Annotated in this window: 12 protein-coding genes and 1 tRNA gene; 9 read left to right on the top strand and 4 right to left on the bottom strand. The window is 44.6% G+C overall.

Annotation, left to right across the window (positions count from 1 at the left end; all coding sequences use genetic code 11):
• Positions 1–43: 43 nt before the first annotated feature.
• The 4 genes from ACJV2T_RS04045 (at position 44) to ACJV2T_RS04030 (ending at position 4,524) form a co-directional block, all read left to right on the top strand.
• Positions 44–1,783, top strand: a complete 1,740-nt coding sequence (locus ACJV2T_RS04045; protein WP_419399214.1) for a glycosyltransferase — start codon at positions 44–46, stop codon at positions 1,781–1,783.
• A complete protein-coding gene (locus ACJV2T_RS04040) occupies positions 1,783–2,751 on the top strand; it encodes a glycosyltransferase family 2 protein (RefSeq protein WP_415689480.1) in 969 nt (322 codons plus the stop codon). Before ACJV2T_RS04045 ends, ACJV2T_RS04040 begins: the two co-directional genes overlap by 1 nt.
• Positions 2,752–2,866: 115 nt before the next feature.
• Positions 2,867–4,096, top strand: coding sequence for a UDP-galactopyranose mutase (glf, locus tag ACJV2T_RS04035; RefSeq protein WP_419399213.1), 1,230 nt, complete (start codon positions 2,867–2,869; stop codon positions 4,094–4,096).
• Positions 4,097–4,439: 343 nt separating this feature from the next.
• Positions 4,440–4,524: transfer RNA gene (locus tag ACJV2T_RS04030), tRNA-Ser, on the top strand.
• 142 nt (positions 4,525–4,666) lie between these two features.
• Here ACJV2T_RS04030 and rfbB read toward each other — a convergent pair.
• Positions 4,667–5,758, bottom strand: coding sequence for a dTDP-glucose 4,6-dehydratase (gene rfbB, locus ACJV2T_RS04025; RefSeq protein ID WP_419399212.1), 1,092 nt, complete (start codon positions 5,756–5,758; stop codon positions 4,667–4,669).
• Positions 5,759–6,005: 247 nt separating this feature from the next.
• Here rfbB and ACJV2T_RS04020 point away from each other — a divergent pair, with 247 nt between their 5' ends.
• The 4 genes from ACJV2T_RS04020 to ACJV2T_RS04005 all read left to right on the top strand — a co-directional run bounded on the left by ACJV2T_RS04020 (position 6,006) and on the right by ACJV2T_RS04005 (position 10,093).
• Positions 6,006–7,091: a DMT family transporter gene (locus ACJV2T_RS04020; RefSeq protein ID WP_419399211.1), complete on the top strand. Its 1,086-nt coding sequence runs from the start codon at positions 6,006–6,008 to the stop codon at positions 7,089–7,091.
• A gap of 117 nt (positions 7,092–7,208) precedes the next feature.
• Positions 7,209–8,222: a ribose-phosphate diphosphokinase gene (locus ACJV2T_RS04015; protein WP_119526122.1), complete on the top strand. Its 1,014-nt coding sequence runs from the start codon at positions 7,209–7,211 to the stop codon at positions 8,220–8,222.
• A 119-nt stretch (positions 8,223–8,341) separates the two neighbouring features.
• Positions 8,342–8,680, top strand: a complete 339-nt coding sequence (locus ACJV2T_RS04010) for an ACT domain-containing protein (protein WP_119526124.1) — start codon at positions 8,342–8,344, stop codon at positions 8,678–8,680.
• 48 nt (positions 8,681–8,728) lie between these two features.
• Positions 8,729–10,093: a PFL family protein gene (locus ACJV2T_RS04005; RefSeq protein ID WP_415687518.1), complete on the top strand. Its 1,365-nt coding sequence runs from the start codon at positions 8,729–8,731 to the stop codon at positions 10,091–10,093.
• Between the two features lie 338 nt (positions 10,094–10,431).
• On the opposite strand, the gene ACJV2T_RS04000 is transcribed toward ACJV2T_RS04005, so the two are convergent.
• The 3 genes from ACJV2T_RS04000 to ACJV2T_RS03990 all read right to left on the bottom strand — a co-directional run bounded on the left by ACJV2T_RS04000 (position 10,432) and on the right by ACJV2T_RS03990 (position 13,011).
• The gene (locus ACJV2T_RS04000; protein WP_419399210.1) at positions 10,432–11,220 is read right to left on the bottom strand and encodes a peptide ABC transporter permease; all 789 of its coding nucleotides are present in this window, start codon (positions 11,218–11,220) and stop codon (positions 10,432–10,434) included.
• 114 nt (positions 11,221–11,334) lie between these two features.
• A complete protein-coding gene (locus tag ACJV2T_RS03995; protein WP_415687846.1) occupies positions 11,335–12,330 on the bottom strand; it encodes an HhH-GPD family protein in 996 nt (331 codons plus the stop codon).
• A gap of 33 nt (positions 12,331–12,363) precedes the next feature.
• Complete coding sequence (locus ACJV2T_RS03990) at positions 12,364–13,011, bottom strand: tRNA (cytidine(34)-2'-O)-methyltransferase (RefSeq protein ID WP_415687514.1); 648 nt, start codon at positions 13,009–13,011, stop codon at positions 12,364–12,366.
• A 311-nt stretch (positions 13,012–13,322) separates the two neighbouring features.
• Between ACJV2T_RS03990 and rpoB the strand changes: the two genes are divergently transcribed.
• Positions 13,323–16,871 carry a DNA-directed RNA polymerase subunit beta gene (rpoB, locus tag ACJV2T_RS03985; RefSeq protein ID WP_415687606.1) on the top strand — a complete coding sequence of 1,183 codons (3,549 nt, stop codon included), beginning with the start codon at positions 13,323–13,325 and terminating at the stop codon, positions 16,869–16,871.
• Positions 16,872–16,877: the final 6 nt, after the last annotated feature.

The raw sequence follows: 16,877 nt of genomic DNA, 5'->3' as shown, positions 1-16,877 counted from the left end.
AGACTTATAACAAAAACAAGCTAAAATTAAGGGTGTTTTGGTAATGAATTTCTTTAATCTAGATGTTAATGCAAAAGATTATATAGACTCTTTAAGCGAGCGTCAACGCAGGCTTATTGTGGGCGCTATAAACTATCATTCCCTAACTGCGCCGTCTAGAACTTTGCAATATCAAGTTTACATGGGTCAAAAATGGCAGTATCCGCGATTGACTGATTTTTCAGTTTTTGACGGTGCATGTACAAAAAACGAAGGATTGAAACCAATCGCAACTTTTAGCGCTCAATCAACTGTTAAAACTAATAGCGAATACGCAAAAGAATTCTGGAATGAAGGCAAACTGTTTAAAGATAATGACGTTAGGTATTTGTTGCTGACACCAGATGACGCAACTGACGATGATGTTATGTCTCACTGGGCTTCTGATACGTTAAAGCAGCACATTTACAAAGAGTGTGAATTACACGCACCTTCTATGTTTGATGTTGTTAGGGAAGTAATGCGCAAAAAACGCGAGTGTGATTCGAAGAAAGCTGTTGAAGAGTATTGTCCTTGGAATAAAAAGAAGTTTGATTATGTTGCAAATGCTCGCCAAAGAGAAATTGCAAAACAAGAAAATTGGGATTTATCAAGTATAAAAGATGCTAAATTGGACTGTATTTCTCCTGCTAAAAGAGTTGAAGGAGCTAAAAAAGCTATTATTATAGGTTTGCATTGGTTGCAAGCTGGTGGTGCAGAAAGATGGGCTGTAGAAACAATAAAACTTGCTAAAAAAGCTGGTTTTGTTCCAATTGTTATCACAGATAGAGACGGCCACCAGCCGTGGATTACAAAAGATTTCTGTGATGATGTTCTTGTGTTACCACTTACTCCACCAATTAGAGAATATTGGGCGGATGTTCCGCTCTTAAGATCTTTGTTTGAGCAATTTGACATTAAAGCAATAGCAATACACCATTGCCAATGGCTTTACGATCATATTTGGTGGGTTAAACAATTCTTCCCAGAAACACATATTATTGATTCGCTGCATATTGTTGAATACATAAATTGTGGAGGATATCCGCACGAAGCTGTAACACACGATAAGTGGATTGATTTGCACCATGTTATTTCTCCACAACTTGAAAATTGGTTACATGATGTGCATGGTATTGAATCTTCCAAGATTGTTGACGCTCCACTTATTGGTCTTACTGCTGGAATTGGAAACGATTGCGTATCGCCGAGAAAAAATAAAAATGTTCTGAATGTTGCTTTTGTTGGAAGAATTGCAAGACAAAAACGTCCAGAAGCGTTTGTTCTTGTTGCAAAAGCTTTAAATAAAAAATATCCAGGAAAATTCCACTTTATTTTGCATGGCGATGGCGAATTAGACACATTTGTTTCAGGCCTTATATCTAGGTATGGTCTTGAAAACGTTATTGAGCGCAGATCTATGAAAATTTCAGCTCAAAAAACGTATGATGATGCGGACGTGCTACTTATTAGCTCTGTAAACGAGGGTATTACGCTTACAACTATTGAAGCGCTTTCTAATGGAGTTCCAGTAATTTCATCGGATGTTGGATCGCAAAAAACTGTTATAGCAAAAAGTGCGTTATTGCCAAGAATGACTTCTAGTTTTGTTAAAGCGTCTGTAAAGGAATTGTTTAAGATTATGGAGAATGATTCATATCGTTCATTATTGTTAAAAGAAGAAGTTGAAAAATTGCGCAATTTTGCAAAACTCGAATCTGCAGAAACGTTATTTACTAAGTTATTTGAAGAATGGAGCAAGTAATGTCAAATGCTCAAGTAGTGGATGCTAATAAATCAAAAGATAGCGTTAATGTTGCGGCTGTTGTAGTAACTTTTAACAGGTTAGAGAAACTAAAAACCGTATTGGCATCATTAGAATCTCAAACGCGACTTCCAAATCAACTAATCATTGTTAACAATGCTTCGACTGATGGCACAGATAAATATTTGGAAGAATATACTCGCGATTTTGCGAATGGTCATTTGGGGAATCGAGTAAATCTTACTGTTGTAAATTTGCCAGAAAACGTTGGCGGTGCAGGCGGCTTTAGTGCTGGTATGCGTAAAGGCTACGAGCTTGGCGCAGATTTCGTGTGGATTTTTGACGACGATGGCTACCCTCAGCCACAAGCTTTGGAAAAGCTTCTAGATGGATTTAATGCTGCCGTAGGTGAGCTTGGTGCGGATGTTCCGTATGCTTGCTCAATGGTTAAGTTTGTTGATGGATCAATATGCGAAATGAACAATCCAGTACCAACGTGGGATTGGGGAAGGCTTATTGCTAAAGGATTTAACAATCTCGTTATGGTTACAAGCTGTTCGTTTGTGTCGGTGCTTATTCCTCGTTGGGTTATAGAAAAGTACGGATTGCCATTTAAAGAATACTTTATTTGGTTCGATGATGCTGAATATACGTTGCGAATTACGCGCGTGTGCCCTGGAGTGCAGGTGCTTGACAGCGTAATCGTGCACGATATGGGAGCAAACAAGGGCGTGAACTTTACAATGATTGACAAAAAGAATGCTTGGAAATTCGCATACGGCGTGCGTAATCAAGCATCTTACCGTTTGCATCACGAAGGTAAGGCAAAATACTTGCTTTTCTGCGCAAATGTAGTTCGTCAAATGCGAAGAGGGCATGTTGAGAGAAAGTTGCGCCGCAAAATGATTGGTCAAATGCTAAAAGCAATTAGATTTAATCCAAAAGTTGATTTTCCTAAAAATAAGTAGCGCAACAAGCGAAATGCTAGGTTAATAACTGGGATAAGTTAATAACTGGAATAGCTTAATAACGGGAATATATAAAGCATAATTTCAAAATAGACGTATCTTATAAAGGAATAAAATGTACGAAAAAGCAAAATCAGCAACTTACCCAGATTTAGTAGTTGTTGGAGCAGGATTGTTCGGCTTAACTGTAGCTCAGCAAGCAGTGGAGCATACGGGCGCTCGCGTTGAAATTATTGACGTTCGAAATCACATTGGCGGCAATGCCTACTCGTATTTTGACGAGCGCACGGGAATCGAAATTCACAAGTATGGCGCGCATCTTTTCCACACAAGCAACAAGCGCGTATGGGATTATGTTAATCGTTTTACATCGTTTACTAACTACGTGCATCGCGTGTACGCAACGCACGACGGCGAAGTTTACCCGTTACCAATCAACTTGGGTACAATTAACCAGTTCTTCCATGCACACTACACGCCGGAAGAAGCGAAGGCTTTGATTGCAAGCCAAGCAGGGGAGTTGGCTGGCAAAGATCCGCAAAATTTGAACGATAAGGGCATTAGTTTAATTGGGCGACCTTTGTATGAAGCGTTTATTAAAAACTACACAGCAAAGCAGTGGCAAACGGATCCTTCCGAGCTCCCTGCCGGAATTATTAAGCGCTTGCCTGTGCGATTTAACTACAATAATCGCTACTTTAAAGACACTTGGGAAGGATTGCCAACGGACGGCTACACTGCTTGGATGCAGCGCATGATTGACGATCCGCGTATTCACGTTTCGCTTGGCGTAGACTTTTTCGACGAGTCGCAGCCGTTTAACAAGCGCGCGTTGGCAGAGGCTGGAGTGCCGGTTGTTTATACCGGTCCGGTTGATAGGTATTTTGACTATGCGCTCGGCGAATTGAAGTGGCGCACTGTGGACTTTAAGGAAGTGCGTTACGAGGAGAACGACCACTTCGGCTGCCCAGTTATGAACTATTCGGATGCTGATGTGCCATTTACGCGCGCGATTGAGTTTAAGAACTTTAATCCGGAGCGCGAGGAAGTTGGCGGAGAGGCTAGTGGTGATGCTGATTTTGAGCCAGGAAAGAGTGTGAAAGCTGGGGAAACTGTAGTGTGGCAGGAGTATTCTCGCGCTGCAACTCGCGACGATGAACCTTACTATCCTGTGAATACTGATGCAGATAAAGCATTGTACGCGCGCTATGCGGAGCTTGCTGCAGCTGAGCCTCGCACGGTTTTCGGCGGTCGCTTGGGAACTTACAGCTATTACGACATGCACAATGTAATCGACATGGCTTTGCGCGCTTACGAATCGCAAGTAGCGCCGCTGCTTAAGTAGTCTCAACTTTCGTCGCTGTAAAGTTTCTGCCGTTTTTTCGTGCAAAAACGACTTTTCCTTTACTCGCGTGTAAAGTTTCTGCCGCTATTTCGCGTGTAGCCGACCTTTTCTTTACAGTTGCGTAAAGTTTCTGCCGTTTTTTCGCGCGCAAGCGACCTTTATTTTACGCGACTGTAAAGTTTCTGCCGCTATTTCGCGTGTAGCCGACTTTTTCTTTACAGTCGCGTAAAGTTTCTGCCGTTTCGGCGTGTCAACGCGCGTATTAATTTGCAATATCTCAAATTCGTGGTATTCTATTTAAGTTGTTTGCTTATCAAGCGATTTGGTTGTTAAGTTAACATTTGGAGAATTCGCCTAGTGGTCTATGGCGCACGCTTGGAAAGCGTGTTGGTGTAACAGCCTCACGAGTTCGAATCTCGTATTCTCCGCGCCTAGGGTTTCTAGCCAATCGCTAGAAGCCCTTTTTTCATGCCGAAAACCCCGATTTCCGCTTACCTTACCTCCGCTTACTTCCGCTTATACGATTGCCGCTTACCTGATTACCTCTTACCCCAGTTTCGTCACGCAAATTCAGTGCCCTAATTCAGCATAATGCTGCTCAACTTGCGCTTTAATAGGCTTCCATAAATCAGCGTGAGAGTCGTACCACGATATTGTTTCTTGCAAGTCTTGCTTCAAATTGTTGTGCTTAGGCTCCCATTTTAATTGCGTTCGAATTTTCGTAGTATCTAGTGCGTAACGCCTATCTTCGCCTATTCTTGGATTTACATACGTTATATTTGTTTCCGGCACGCCCATTATTTGCATCAAAATACGCAAAATATTCATGTTGTTAACTTCACAGTTAGCGCCAATATTATATGTTTCACCGATTGTTCCACGCGTTAGAACGTGCCATATTGCGTCGCAATTATCTTCAACGTGGATCCAATCGCGTATCGAATCTCCTACGCCGTACAATTTTGCTGGCATATTGCACATAATGTTTGTAATTTGGCGAGGAATAAACTTTTCAATATGCTGTCGTGGACCGTAATTATTGCTGCTATTCGAAATAGTTGCGCGCAAACCGTAAGTTCTACACCATGCTTTTATCAACAGATCGCCTGCAGCTTTGCTTGCAGAATATGGACTAGACGGACGATACGGGCTTGACTCGTCAAATTTAAGCACGCTGTCAATAGGAAAATCTCCGTAAACTTCATCGGTACTTACTTGATGGAAGCGAATATTATATTTGTGTGCGAATTTAATTAGTGTATGCGTTCCTAAAATATTTGTGCTTATAAACGGGTCAGAAAACTCGATTGCATTATCGTTATGTGATTCTGCAGCAAAATTTACGATTGCGTCGATAGCAGGAAGTGTTGTTCCTTTTGCCGTTTTAATTGGATTATGCGGATCTAATAGTTGATCAACTATATTTTCGTCTCGAATATCTCCGCGAATAAAAGCGTATCGGTTGTTTGCAAAATCTTGAGGTAAGTCGTAAAGATTTGCCATATTCCCAGCGTAAGTAAGCAAATCAAGTACCGTAACAGCAACCGTTGCATGATATTTAGCTATGTAATGCACAAAATTAGATCCAATAAAGCCTGCGCCGCCAGTGACTAAAATGTGGTGTGGTTGAAAAGTATTACTGTTTGATGCGTAGTTGTGCATGTTACCGCCTTCATATGGCTAGTGCGTTGATTTATGGCTTAGTCACGTTGTTATTTTGGTTTATTTCGTTGATTTTATTGTTTAATGCGCGCATTTTGAATTGTAATTTTTTAATACTATACATTTCTTTCGTGTGCGCAAGTAGAGTATGTTTCTCTAAAGTGTTGTTTACAAGCAAATTAGTTGAGTAGATGTGCAATAATTACTGCATGTTTGCTTGTTTTGGGGATGCGAGGTGAATCTAATAATGGTTAAGTTTTCTTGGCGTAGCAGTGCGCGTGATTTGGATTCATCAAATATTGGTGCTATTGATGCATCTTCAACAAAAAAGCAACAATCTTCAAAATTGCAATCAACAGGTTCAAAGACTTTTGACACATCAAAAGCTGCAGCAAAAGCAATCGAAGGTACTCCAAATAAACCTAATCCAGCGTTAAATCATTCTACAAACGCTATTCTTGTAGGAATATTTTTAACTCTTTTGGGTGGTGCATTTTGGGGTGCAAACGCAACGGTTTCAAAAATATTGATGTCAACGTACAAAATAACTCCTTTGCAAATAGCTTGCGTTCGTCAAATTGCTGCTGGCATATTATTTGTCATTACTGCTGCAGCTTGCACTCCTAAGCAGTTAAGTGGTGCTGTGAAAACTGGTCGTACTTGGATTTCAATGGCTATTACGGGAATTGTGTGCGTTCTTCTTACGCAAGTTTCGTATTTATGTACTATTGATTGGACTAATTCTGGCACTGCTACTGTGCTTCAAAGCCTTAACTTACTGTTTGTTTTGGTTTATGTGTGTTTACACACTCGCCGCGTGCCAACTATGCGCGAAACTATTGGAGTTGTGCTAGCTTTTGCAGGAACTGCTTTAATGGCTACAGGTGGTAATCTTTCTTCACTATCTTTGCCTGTTATGGGTTTGCTTTGGGGTCTTGCAGATGCTGCGTCTACAGCGGCGCTTGCTATTATGCCTGTGAAATTGATTGCAAAATGGGGAAATCTGACTGTTAATGGCATTACGTTTATTATTTCGGGTCTGATTATGCTCCCGTTTGTGCGACCGTGGGAAACGATGCCTGCATTAGATTTGCGCGCTATATTGCTTTTTACTTTTACTGTTATTGCTGGAACTTTTGGAGCATATTGGCTGTTCTTAGAGGGCATTATGCGAGTCGGTTCAGTTCGTGGAACTTTGCTTGGAGCTAGCGAACCTGTTACTGCTGCAATTACTGCTGTTATGTTTACTGGAGCCGTTTTTTCGTGGGCAGATTTTGTGGGATTCGGACTTATTTTCGTAATGATGATTTTGCTTTGCAAGCGTAGTGCTTAATGATTTTAAAGTAACGAGCTAAAATAAAACGCCTGTTGTGTCGTACGAGGCGCACAAGCTGCTAAAATAGAAAACGACTATGTCGCGCAACACCAGTTTGCAAACGGGAAGGCAATTATGTCAATAATTCTTGAAGGCAATCCAAAAAAGCAGATGATGTTAGTTACGGGTCGCGCATACCCAGAACTTGCTAATGAAACTGCACAGTATCTTGGTATTGATGTGCTTGAGACTACTGCCTACGATTTTGCGAATGGCGAAATGTATGTGCGCTTTACTCAGCCTGTTCGTGGTTCAGATGTGTTTGTGCTTCAAGCGCACACGAGTCCTATTAACAATTGGATTATGGAACAGCTGCTTATGGTCGATTCTTTGCGACGTGCATCTGCTCGCAGTATTAACGTGGTTGCGCCGTTCTTTGGATATTCTCGCCAAGATAAGAAGCATCAGGGACGTGAGCCTATTACTGCTCGCTTAATGTTTGACTTATTCCGCGCTGCTGGCGCCACGCGCATTTTGACTGTTGACATGCACGCAACTCAAGAACAAGGCTTCTTTGACGGACCTGTTGACCACTTGACTGCTATGCCTGTGCTTATTGATTATGTGCGAAACTCTATGAAACTCGACAACGCAACTATCGTGTCTCCTGATGCTGGACGTATCAAAGTTTCTGAGCAATGGGCTGCAAAACTCGGAGATTTACCTCTTGCTTTTATTCATAAAACGCGCGATATTACGCGTCCTAACCATGCTGAAGCTCACGGCATTATCGGTGAGATTAAAGGACGCGATTGCATTGTTGTAGACGATATGATCGATACTGCTGGCACTATTTGTGAAGCTGTACGCACTTTGCGTGAGGCTGGAGCAAAATCTGTTACTTTGGTTGCAACGCATGCTTTGCTTTCCGGTCCTGCTGTTGAGCGTTTGAAAGCTGCTGGCGCTCGCGAAATCATTGTGACGGATACAGTTCCTGTGCCTGAAGAGAAGCGTCTTGATAATATGACGGTTCTTTCGATTGCGCCGCTTCTTGCTGCTGGCATTCGTTCCGTGTTCCGCTCTGGATCGCTTGTGTCGCTTCGCAACGCGCTTCCGGAAGATATGAAGCAGCATAATATTTACGCATAAAAACGTATAAAAGCGCATAAAGTGCATAATATATAAAATTAAAACAAATAACCGCATAATTCGCGTTAATGCATAAACTTTATGCATTAACAACGGGTTCAAAACGGCAGGAGGCAAATATGGTCGCCAATAACACAACAGCAGTTGCAGAAAATAATGAATCGCAAGAAGTGTTGCAATCTGATGCTTCCAGAGCGATTATTACAGTCGTTGGCTGCGATACCGTTGGTATTATCGCGAAAGTTACTTCGCATGCTGCCGAGCATAATGTAAATATTTTGAATATTTCTCAAACAATTGTCGACGGATTCTTCAACATGATGATGATTGTTGACGTGTCTACTGTTGATTGCGAATTTGGTGACTTTGCTGCAGGATTAGAAACGCTAGGAAACGAAATTGGTGTGCGTATTCGCTGCCAGCGCAGCAATATTTTCACTGCAATGCACAGAATCTAAAACTCGTAGCAATCTAAAGCAATCTAAGTAAACGTAAGGAAGTACACAATGCTCAACCTGATGGAAGTAAGCGAAACTAATTCGATGATTGAGCAAGAACAGCTCGACGTTCGCACAATCACCATGGGAATTAACCTACTAGATTGCGCTTGCGAAAACTTGCAGGACGTTTGTAACAAAATTGAGGAAAAAATCACACGTCTTGCGAAAGATTTAGTAAAAACCGGTAACGATATTTCGCGCGACTACGGAATTCCAATTGTAAACAAACGAATTACCGTAACTCCAATTTCGCTTGTTGGAGCGTCATCTTGTAAAAAGCCTGAAGATTTTGTGCAAATTGCGCACGCATTAGACAGAGCAGCACACACTGTTGGAGTTGATTTAATTGGTGGCTATTCTGCGCTTCCAGCAAAGTCGATGACTGCAGCAGACCGCATGCTTATTGAGTCGCTTCCGCAAGCCTTAAGTGAGACGGAAATTGTGTGCTCGTCTGTGAATGTTGGCTCAACGCGAACCGGTATTGACATGGATTGCGTAGAGCTGCTCGGACGCACGATTAAAAAGATCGCTGAAGCTACAGCTGGAAACGATTCTTACGGTTGCGTTAAATTCGTGGCTTTTTGCAATGCTCCGGACGACAATCCGTTCATGGCAGGCGGTTTCCATGGTGTAACTGAAGGCGATGCTGTGATTAATGTTGGCGTGTCTGGTCCTGGCGTTGTTTCGAGTGCACTCGATGCCGCTAAAGGAAAAGACTTTGCTTTTCTGTGCGACACTATTAAGCGCACTGCGTTTAAAATTACTCGCGTAGGTCAGTTGGTTGCGCAAGAGGCTTCTCGTAGGCTTGGTGTGCCGTTTGGAATTATAGACTTGTCGCTTGCTCCAACTCCTGCAGTTGGCGATTCTGTTGGCGAAGTGCTTGAGAAAATCGGTTTGGATCAAGTTGGTGCTCCTGGCACAACTGCAGCGCTAGCTATGCTAAACGATCAAGTTAAGAAGGGTGGCATTATGGCAAGTAGCTATGTTGGCGGCCTTTCTGGAGCATTTATACCTGTTTCGGAAGATGCAAATATGATTGCTGCTGCGAAGTCTGGCTGCTTGACTATTGAAAAGCTTGAAGCAATGACATGCGTTTGCTCAGTTGGTCTTGACATGATTGCAATTCCTGGAAATACTTCCGCTGCAACGATTTCTGGCATGATTGCGGATGAATCTGCAATCGGCATGATTAATCAAAAAACTACCGCTGTGCGAATTATTCCAGTAATTGGAAAAGGTGTAGGCGAAATGGCGAACTTCGGCGGATTAATGGGATATGCGCCGATTGTGCCAGTAAACCAAACAAGTTGCGAAGCTTTCGTAACTCGCGGTGGACGCATTCCTGCTCCAGTGCACAGCTTCAAGAATTAGCGTGCGCTTTGACCGAGCTTGAAATCACAGGATTTCAAGCTCCTTCAAAGCGAGTTTCGTAGCGAGCTTATTCCTCACGGCTATTGGTAGCCGTTCGGCTGATTTGGCATGTGAAGCACACCGTGCTTCACATTTGAGCCAAATCACGCTTTGAGTGAGCTTGAAATCCTGTGATTTCAAGCTCGGTCAAAGCGCTGCGCGAGCGTCACCGTTTTTTCGTTACTGGTGCAGTCGTCAGCGCAAATGCCGGAGAACATGCGCGCAATTGGGGACTTACACCCCACATAAGTCCACAAAAACGAGCGCAGCGTTTCGGCAGGTCGTCGCACGCATAAATCCTACTGCACATTAATGATCACTGGCTCGCTGTGAAGCCCTTGTACTCGTTTATGCTCAATGCGCAAAACGTAAGTTCCGCGATTCACTTTCGGCAAATCCTCATCAGCGGTGCAGCCTTTGCCGGAAGTGGAATTAGTGTTCCAAGTAATTTTCTTCTCAAAATGGTCGCCTTTTGCCATAAGAAGAGGTCTCAAAGTCATATCGCATACGTCTGAACGCCATACTGCGTGTGATAAGTAGTCAACGCTCTTACTGGCGTCTTTAAAGTCTTTGCTGTCTTTCTTTTTATTATCTTTAGTTGCTTGCTTACCTTGCGTAACTTCTTCACTACTATTAATAGTTAGAACAGCATTCATATCCGATGCGTCAATAAGGCAAGAAGAGTTTCCTTCGTACACAAATCGTTCTGTCAACTCAACGCTACCGCCCATAGGAACAGTTTGTGACTTAGTAGAAAGCTCAAGACGAATATCTTTATCAGTGCAATGAGGTGTTAATCCAACAGGACGAGGGTCTGGCACTGGTTGACGAACAATAGTAACTTCATGACCGGCAATCGCTTTACCAATAGCGGCAATACCCTTGCTCAAGCTAATAACACAAAATATTGCCAACATAAGCAAAAGCAAAAAAGCAATACCGACAACAATCCTGCGGCGACGATACATTCTTCGTTTTGCTGCGTTCATGTTATGTACGGGTTTGCGCATCGGGTTGCTAACCGATGTTTCGCCCGCATTGCGATGCGGCTTACGTGGTGACGTAGTTGGCATTGACATACTTACCATTGTAATACATAAGTCGATGAGATGAACTGTACTCACTACACAAGGTAGACTCTCATACAAAGTAATTAAGCTGTTAATTAAAGAGTTACAAAAGCAGCGTAATGAGTTAGTTACTTAAGGTAATGCTAAAGTGCCATCTGGCAATATAGTGATAAGACTGTCATGATCGAGCGAAGCAATGCATTCGTCAAGTTGTGTTTGATTCGACCATAAATTGTTGATCTCGCAACGTTGCAATACCTGCTGTTTTTTATGTGCTTCACGCAATGCCTGCAAAATAATGCCGCGCACTTGCCGATTAGTGGCGGCAAAATGCTGCTGGGGGCGGGTATGGCGGCCAAGACCTGGAAATCCAGCAGCTTTGAAACGGCACCATGTTTGCAAAGGGCATGCAGTGCATTGCGGAGATCGTGCTGTGCAAATGGTAGCACCAATTTCCATAATTGCCTGATTCCAAACGGATGAAGTGCAGGTAGTGTTGGTGGTGTTAGTAGCGTTAGCAGTGGCAGCAGTAACATGATTATCTTCTGGCAATACTGCGGCAGCAAGCTCGCGGTCAGATTGCGTTGTGCTGCCACCATGCGATTCAGTTCCAGTAAAAGCGCGCATAAGTACGCGGCGAATATTTGTATCAATCACCGCAATGTGCTTGCCATAAGCAAAGCTGAGTATTGCACTTGCTGTGTAATCGCCTACACCTGGCAAGGCAATAAGTTCTTCATAGGTGCATGGCAGCTTATTGCGATATCTTGTTGCTACAACTTGAGCACAAGATTGTAAACGTAACGCGCGTCGAGGGTAGCCGAGGCGACCCCAAGCTGTAATAATTTCAGCACTCGTAGCGTGAGCTAGTGATTGTGCATCTGGCCAAGTTTGCATCCAAGTGAGCCAATAGGGTACAACGCGGCTCATTTGCGTTTGCTGGCTCATTACTTCACATACAAGCACACCCCAAGGGGTAGTGCGCCCAAACCTCCAAGGCAAATCGCGTGCGCAACTATGCCAAAAAAGTGCAACATTATCGCGCGTAAGTGTTGCCAATTCGCGCAATGGCTGAGAAGTTTCTTCGGGGAGATGTTCTTCGGGGAGAGATTGTGAATCTTGTTGCATGCTTAATTATGTAAACGTCGTATACTTTCGTGATTACTTTCCGCCGGCGAAACCGAGCTGCCTCCACGCTTCATACACTGCAATAGAAGCGCAATTTGTAAGATTCAAACTACGCAGCGACGGGCGCATAGGAAGACGCACTTGCTCTGCCACGTGTGGACCAGCCATAACATCCATTGGATCAGGAATATCTCCTGGCTCTGGTCCAAAAAGCAGAATATCGTTCGGCTTATATTCAATTTCAGTGTAAAGTTTCGTAGCATTCGCAGTAAATGCAATAATTCGCGAATTTGGCATTGACTCAACTAAATTCTCAAAATTCGGGTGCAAAACAACGTGAGCCATATCGTGATAATCCAGGCCTGCGCGACGTAATTTAGTATCGTGCAAATTAAAACCAAGCGGCTCAACCAAATGCAAAATAGTGCCAGTTACAGCGCAAAGTCGAATTGCGGAACCTGTATTTCCTGGAATACGAGGGGAGTAGAAGCAAAGGTGAGGGGTGTGCGTTTCTGCGCGCGCTGCGTCGTCGGCGCTGAGCATTGCGTCCATAACGCTAATTGGATTTCCATGAGCGTCGGTTACAAGCTCATCTGGGCCATAATTTGATTTGCGGTATCCGTACTCGTACATTTGCTCTACGCGGCTTGCTGCTTCTTGCGTATTTTCGCTGTTATTCATGCTATTCCTTAGCTTTTTAAGTATCTTTACGTAACTTCGTAATCGTAACGTATTTAGTTTACTCGCAACTTGCACATTACTATTGCGAGCGTTCGTTATTGGTGGGGAAAAGTCCGGAGTTTTTGGTAGAGTAGACAGACTGTGTAAGGTGTGTCATATAGCGGGCATGCTCATGGAACCGAAGAAGGCGCCCGCGCATCGCAACTTGCTTATTTGGCAGTTTCGTTTGCCGCGATTTTCTTTAGTTTTTCAAAGATTAAATAGTTAACTAGCGAGTGATAAAGGAACGTCCATTGGCTGCTGAACAAGCTATGACGAGCACCACGAAAGTCATCGCACGTGCTGACGAACATGATATTAAGTTGCATAAAGCGTCAGATCGTGTGAATTTTGGCTCCATTTGTGAGCCTATTGATGTGCCATACCTCCTCGGCGTGCAAACCGACAGCTTTGATTGGTTGATCGGCTCTGAACGCTGGAAGAAGCGCGTTGCAGAAGATGAAGCAAACGGAACTCACACCGTGCCTCATGTTTCTGGTCTCGACGAAGTCTTCCAGGAGATTTCCCCAATTGAGAACTTTGCTGAGACAATGAGCCTCACATTCTCTGATCCATACTTTGAAGAGCCACGTCACACTGTGCTCGAGTGCAAGGAAAAGGATTACACCTATTCTGCTCCACTTTATGTGAACGCTGAGTTTGAAAACGGCGAAACTGGCGAAATTAAGAGCCAGACTGTTTTCATGGGTGATTTCCCATTGCAAACTCCTCACGGCACCTTCATTATTGGTGGCACCGAACGAGTAATCGTTTCGCAGCTTGTGCGCTCTCCAGGCGTGTACTTTGATCGTACACAAGATCGCACTTCCGACAAGGATGTTTTCGGTGCGAAGATTATCCCAAGCCGCGGTGCATGGTTGGAATTTGAGATCGACAAGCGTGACGTTTTAGGTGTTCGCGTTGACCGCAAGCGTAAACAGTCTGCAATCGTATTCCTTATGGCTATTGGCATGACGAAAGACGAAATTGCAGATGCTTTCCAAGGCTATCCACTTGTTTTGGATGCGCTCGCAAAAGAGCCTATCGAAACGCAAGACGATGCACTTACCGATTTGTATCGTAAGATTCGCCCTGCAGATACTGCAACTCCAGAAGCTGGTCGCAACCTTCTCGATTCCTTCTACTTCAACACAAAGCGTTACGATTTGGCTCGCGTTGGTCGCTATAAGATCAACCGCAAGCTCGGTATTGAAGCAGATTACAGCGATCGCAGCTTGAACCGCGAAGATATTATCGCAACTATTAAGTACTTGGTAACGTTGCATTCCGGCGAAAAAACCTTCCCAGGTAAGCGCGACGGTCAAGACGTGCAGTTGCGTGTTGATGTTGACGATATCGATCATTTCGGCAACCGTCGTATTCGTCAGGTTGGCGAGCTTGTGCAGAATCAGCTTCGTACCGGCTTAAGCCGCATGGAGCGCGTTGTGCGCGAACGTATGACAACTCAGGATGCAGAGGCAATTACTCCTCAGTCCTTGATCAACATTCGTCCAGTAAACGCAACTATTAAGGAATTCTTCGGAACTTCCCAGCTCAGCCAGTTTATGGATCAAAACAATCCTTTGGCAGGCGTTACGAACAAGCGTCGTCTTTCCGCACTTGGTCCTGGTGGTCTTTCTCGCGATCGCGCTTCCATGGAAGTTCGAGACGTGCACCCATCCCACTTCGGACGTATGTGCCCAATCGAATCCCCAGAAGGTCCAAACATCGGTCTTATCGGTTCTTTGGCAACCTTCGGACGAATCAACCCATTCGGCTTCATTGAAACCCCATACCGCAAGGTTATTAACGGTCACGTAACTAACGAAGTCGAATACATGACTGCAGACCGCGAAGCCGAGCACGTTATTGCTCAGGCAAACCAGGAACTCGACGAAAACGGCAACTTCGTTGGCACTCAAGCACTTGCTCGCGTGGACGAAGAAGAAGCAGTCGATGTGCCTGTAAGCACTGTAGATTACATGGACGTTTCCCCACGCCAGATGGTTTCCCTCGGCGCTTCCTTGATTCCATTCTTGGAGCACGATGAAGGCCACCGCGCATTGATGGGTACGAACATGCAGCGTCAGGCTGTGCCGCTTATTAAGTCCGAGCGACCACTTGTTGGTACCGGTTCTGAATGGCGTGCAGCAGTTGATTCTGGCGACGTAATCTTGGCTGAAAAGCCGGGCGTAGTAACTTACGTTTCTGCAGATATTATTCGCGTTATGAACGACGATGGAACTCAGTCCAGCTACAAGCTTTCCAAGTTCCAGCGTTCTAACCAGACTACTTGCTACAACCAAGTGCCGCTTATTAAAGACGGCGAGCGCGTTGAAGCTGGTACAGTTTTGGCAGACGGTCCTGCAACCGAAAAGGGCGAACTTGCATTGGGTAAGAATTTGCTCGTTGCGTTCATGCCTTGGAACGGTTACAACTATGAGGATGCTGTGATTATTTCCCAGCGTCTTGTGCAAGACGATACACTTTCTTCTATTCACATTGAAGAATACGAAATCGACGCTCGCGAAACCAAGCTTGGTTCCGAAGAGATTACTCGTGACCTGCCAAACGTTGGCGAAGACGCGATTGCAAATCTCGACGAGCGCGGCATTATTCGTATTGGTGCTGAAGTCGAAGCCGGCGATATTTTGGTTGGTAAGGTAACTCCTAAGGGCGAAACCGAGCTTACTCCAGAAGAGCGTTTGCTCCGCGCAATCTTCGGCGAAAAGAGCCGCGAAGTGCGCGATACTTCTTTGCGCGTGCCACACGGTGAGACCGGTACTGTGATTGCAGTTAAGGAAATCACTCGTGAAGACGCTGAAGACGACGGTGACGAGCTTCCAAACGGCGTGAACCAAATGATTCGCGTTTACATTGCTCAGCATCGTAAGATTACGCAAGGCGATAAGCTTTCCGGTCGTCACGGCAACAAGGGTGTTATTTCCCGCATTTTGCCAGAAGAAGATATGCCATTCTTGGCTGATGGTACTCCAGTTGACATCATGCTTAACCCGTTGGGCGTGCCTTCTCGAATGAACTTGGGTCAGGTGCTCGAGCTTCACTTGGGTTGGATTGCTCACGCTGGCTGGGATATTAACTTGGATCCAGATTTGGAAGCAGCTTGGAAGAAGTACGTGCCGCAAGGTGCTGAGCATGGCGATCCATGCACTCCAGTTGCAACACCAGTATTCGACGGCGTGCGTCCAGAAACCTTGAAGGGCTTGCTTTCCACAACACTCGCAAATCGCGATGGCGACAAGCTTGTTGGCTCTGATGGTAAGGCAACCTTATTCGACGGTCGTACTGGCGAGCCATTCCCGAAGCCAATTTCTGTGGGATACATGTACATTTTGAAGCTGCATCACTTGGTTGATGATAAGATTCACGCACGTTCCACTGGTCCTTACTCCATGATTACCCAGCAGCCGTTGGGTGGTAAGGCTCAGTTCGGTGGTCAGCGCTTCGGCGAAATGGAAGTGTGGGCGCTCGAGGCTTATGGTGCTGCTTACACATTGCACGAAATGATGACTACGAAGTCTGATGACGTCGACGGTCGTGTGCGCGTGTACGGTGCTATCGTCAAGGGCGATAACCTGCCACCAGCTGGCATTCCTGAATCATTCAAGGTGTTGCTTAAGGAAATGCAGTCGCTTTCGCTTAATGTTGAGGTGTTGAACGCTGAAGGCGTCGCAATCGACATGAAGGATGAAGAGGACGACCCAGTTTCATCTTCCGACGATCTTGGCTTCAATATTGGCGCTCGACCAGATTCGTCCGCCAAGGAAGATCAGATTGCTGTTGAACCTGAATACCAGTGATTCGGT

This window comes from Gardnerella phocaeensis (genome assembly GCF_048545075.1).
Taxonomy (GTDB): Bacteria; Actinomycetota; Actinomycetes; order Actinomycetales; family Bifidobacteriaceae; genus Bifidobacterium; species Bifidobacterium vaginale_J.
This window is presented reverse-complemented; position numbering and strand designations above follow the sequence as displayed.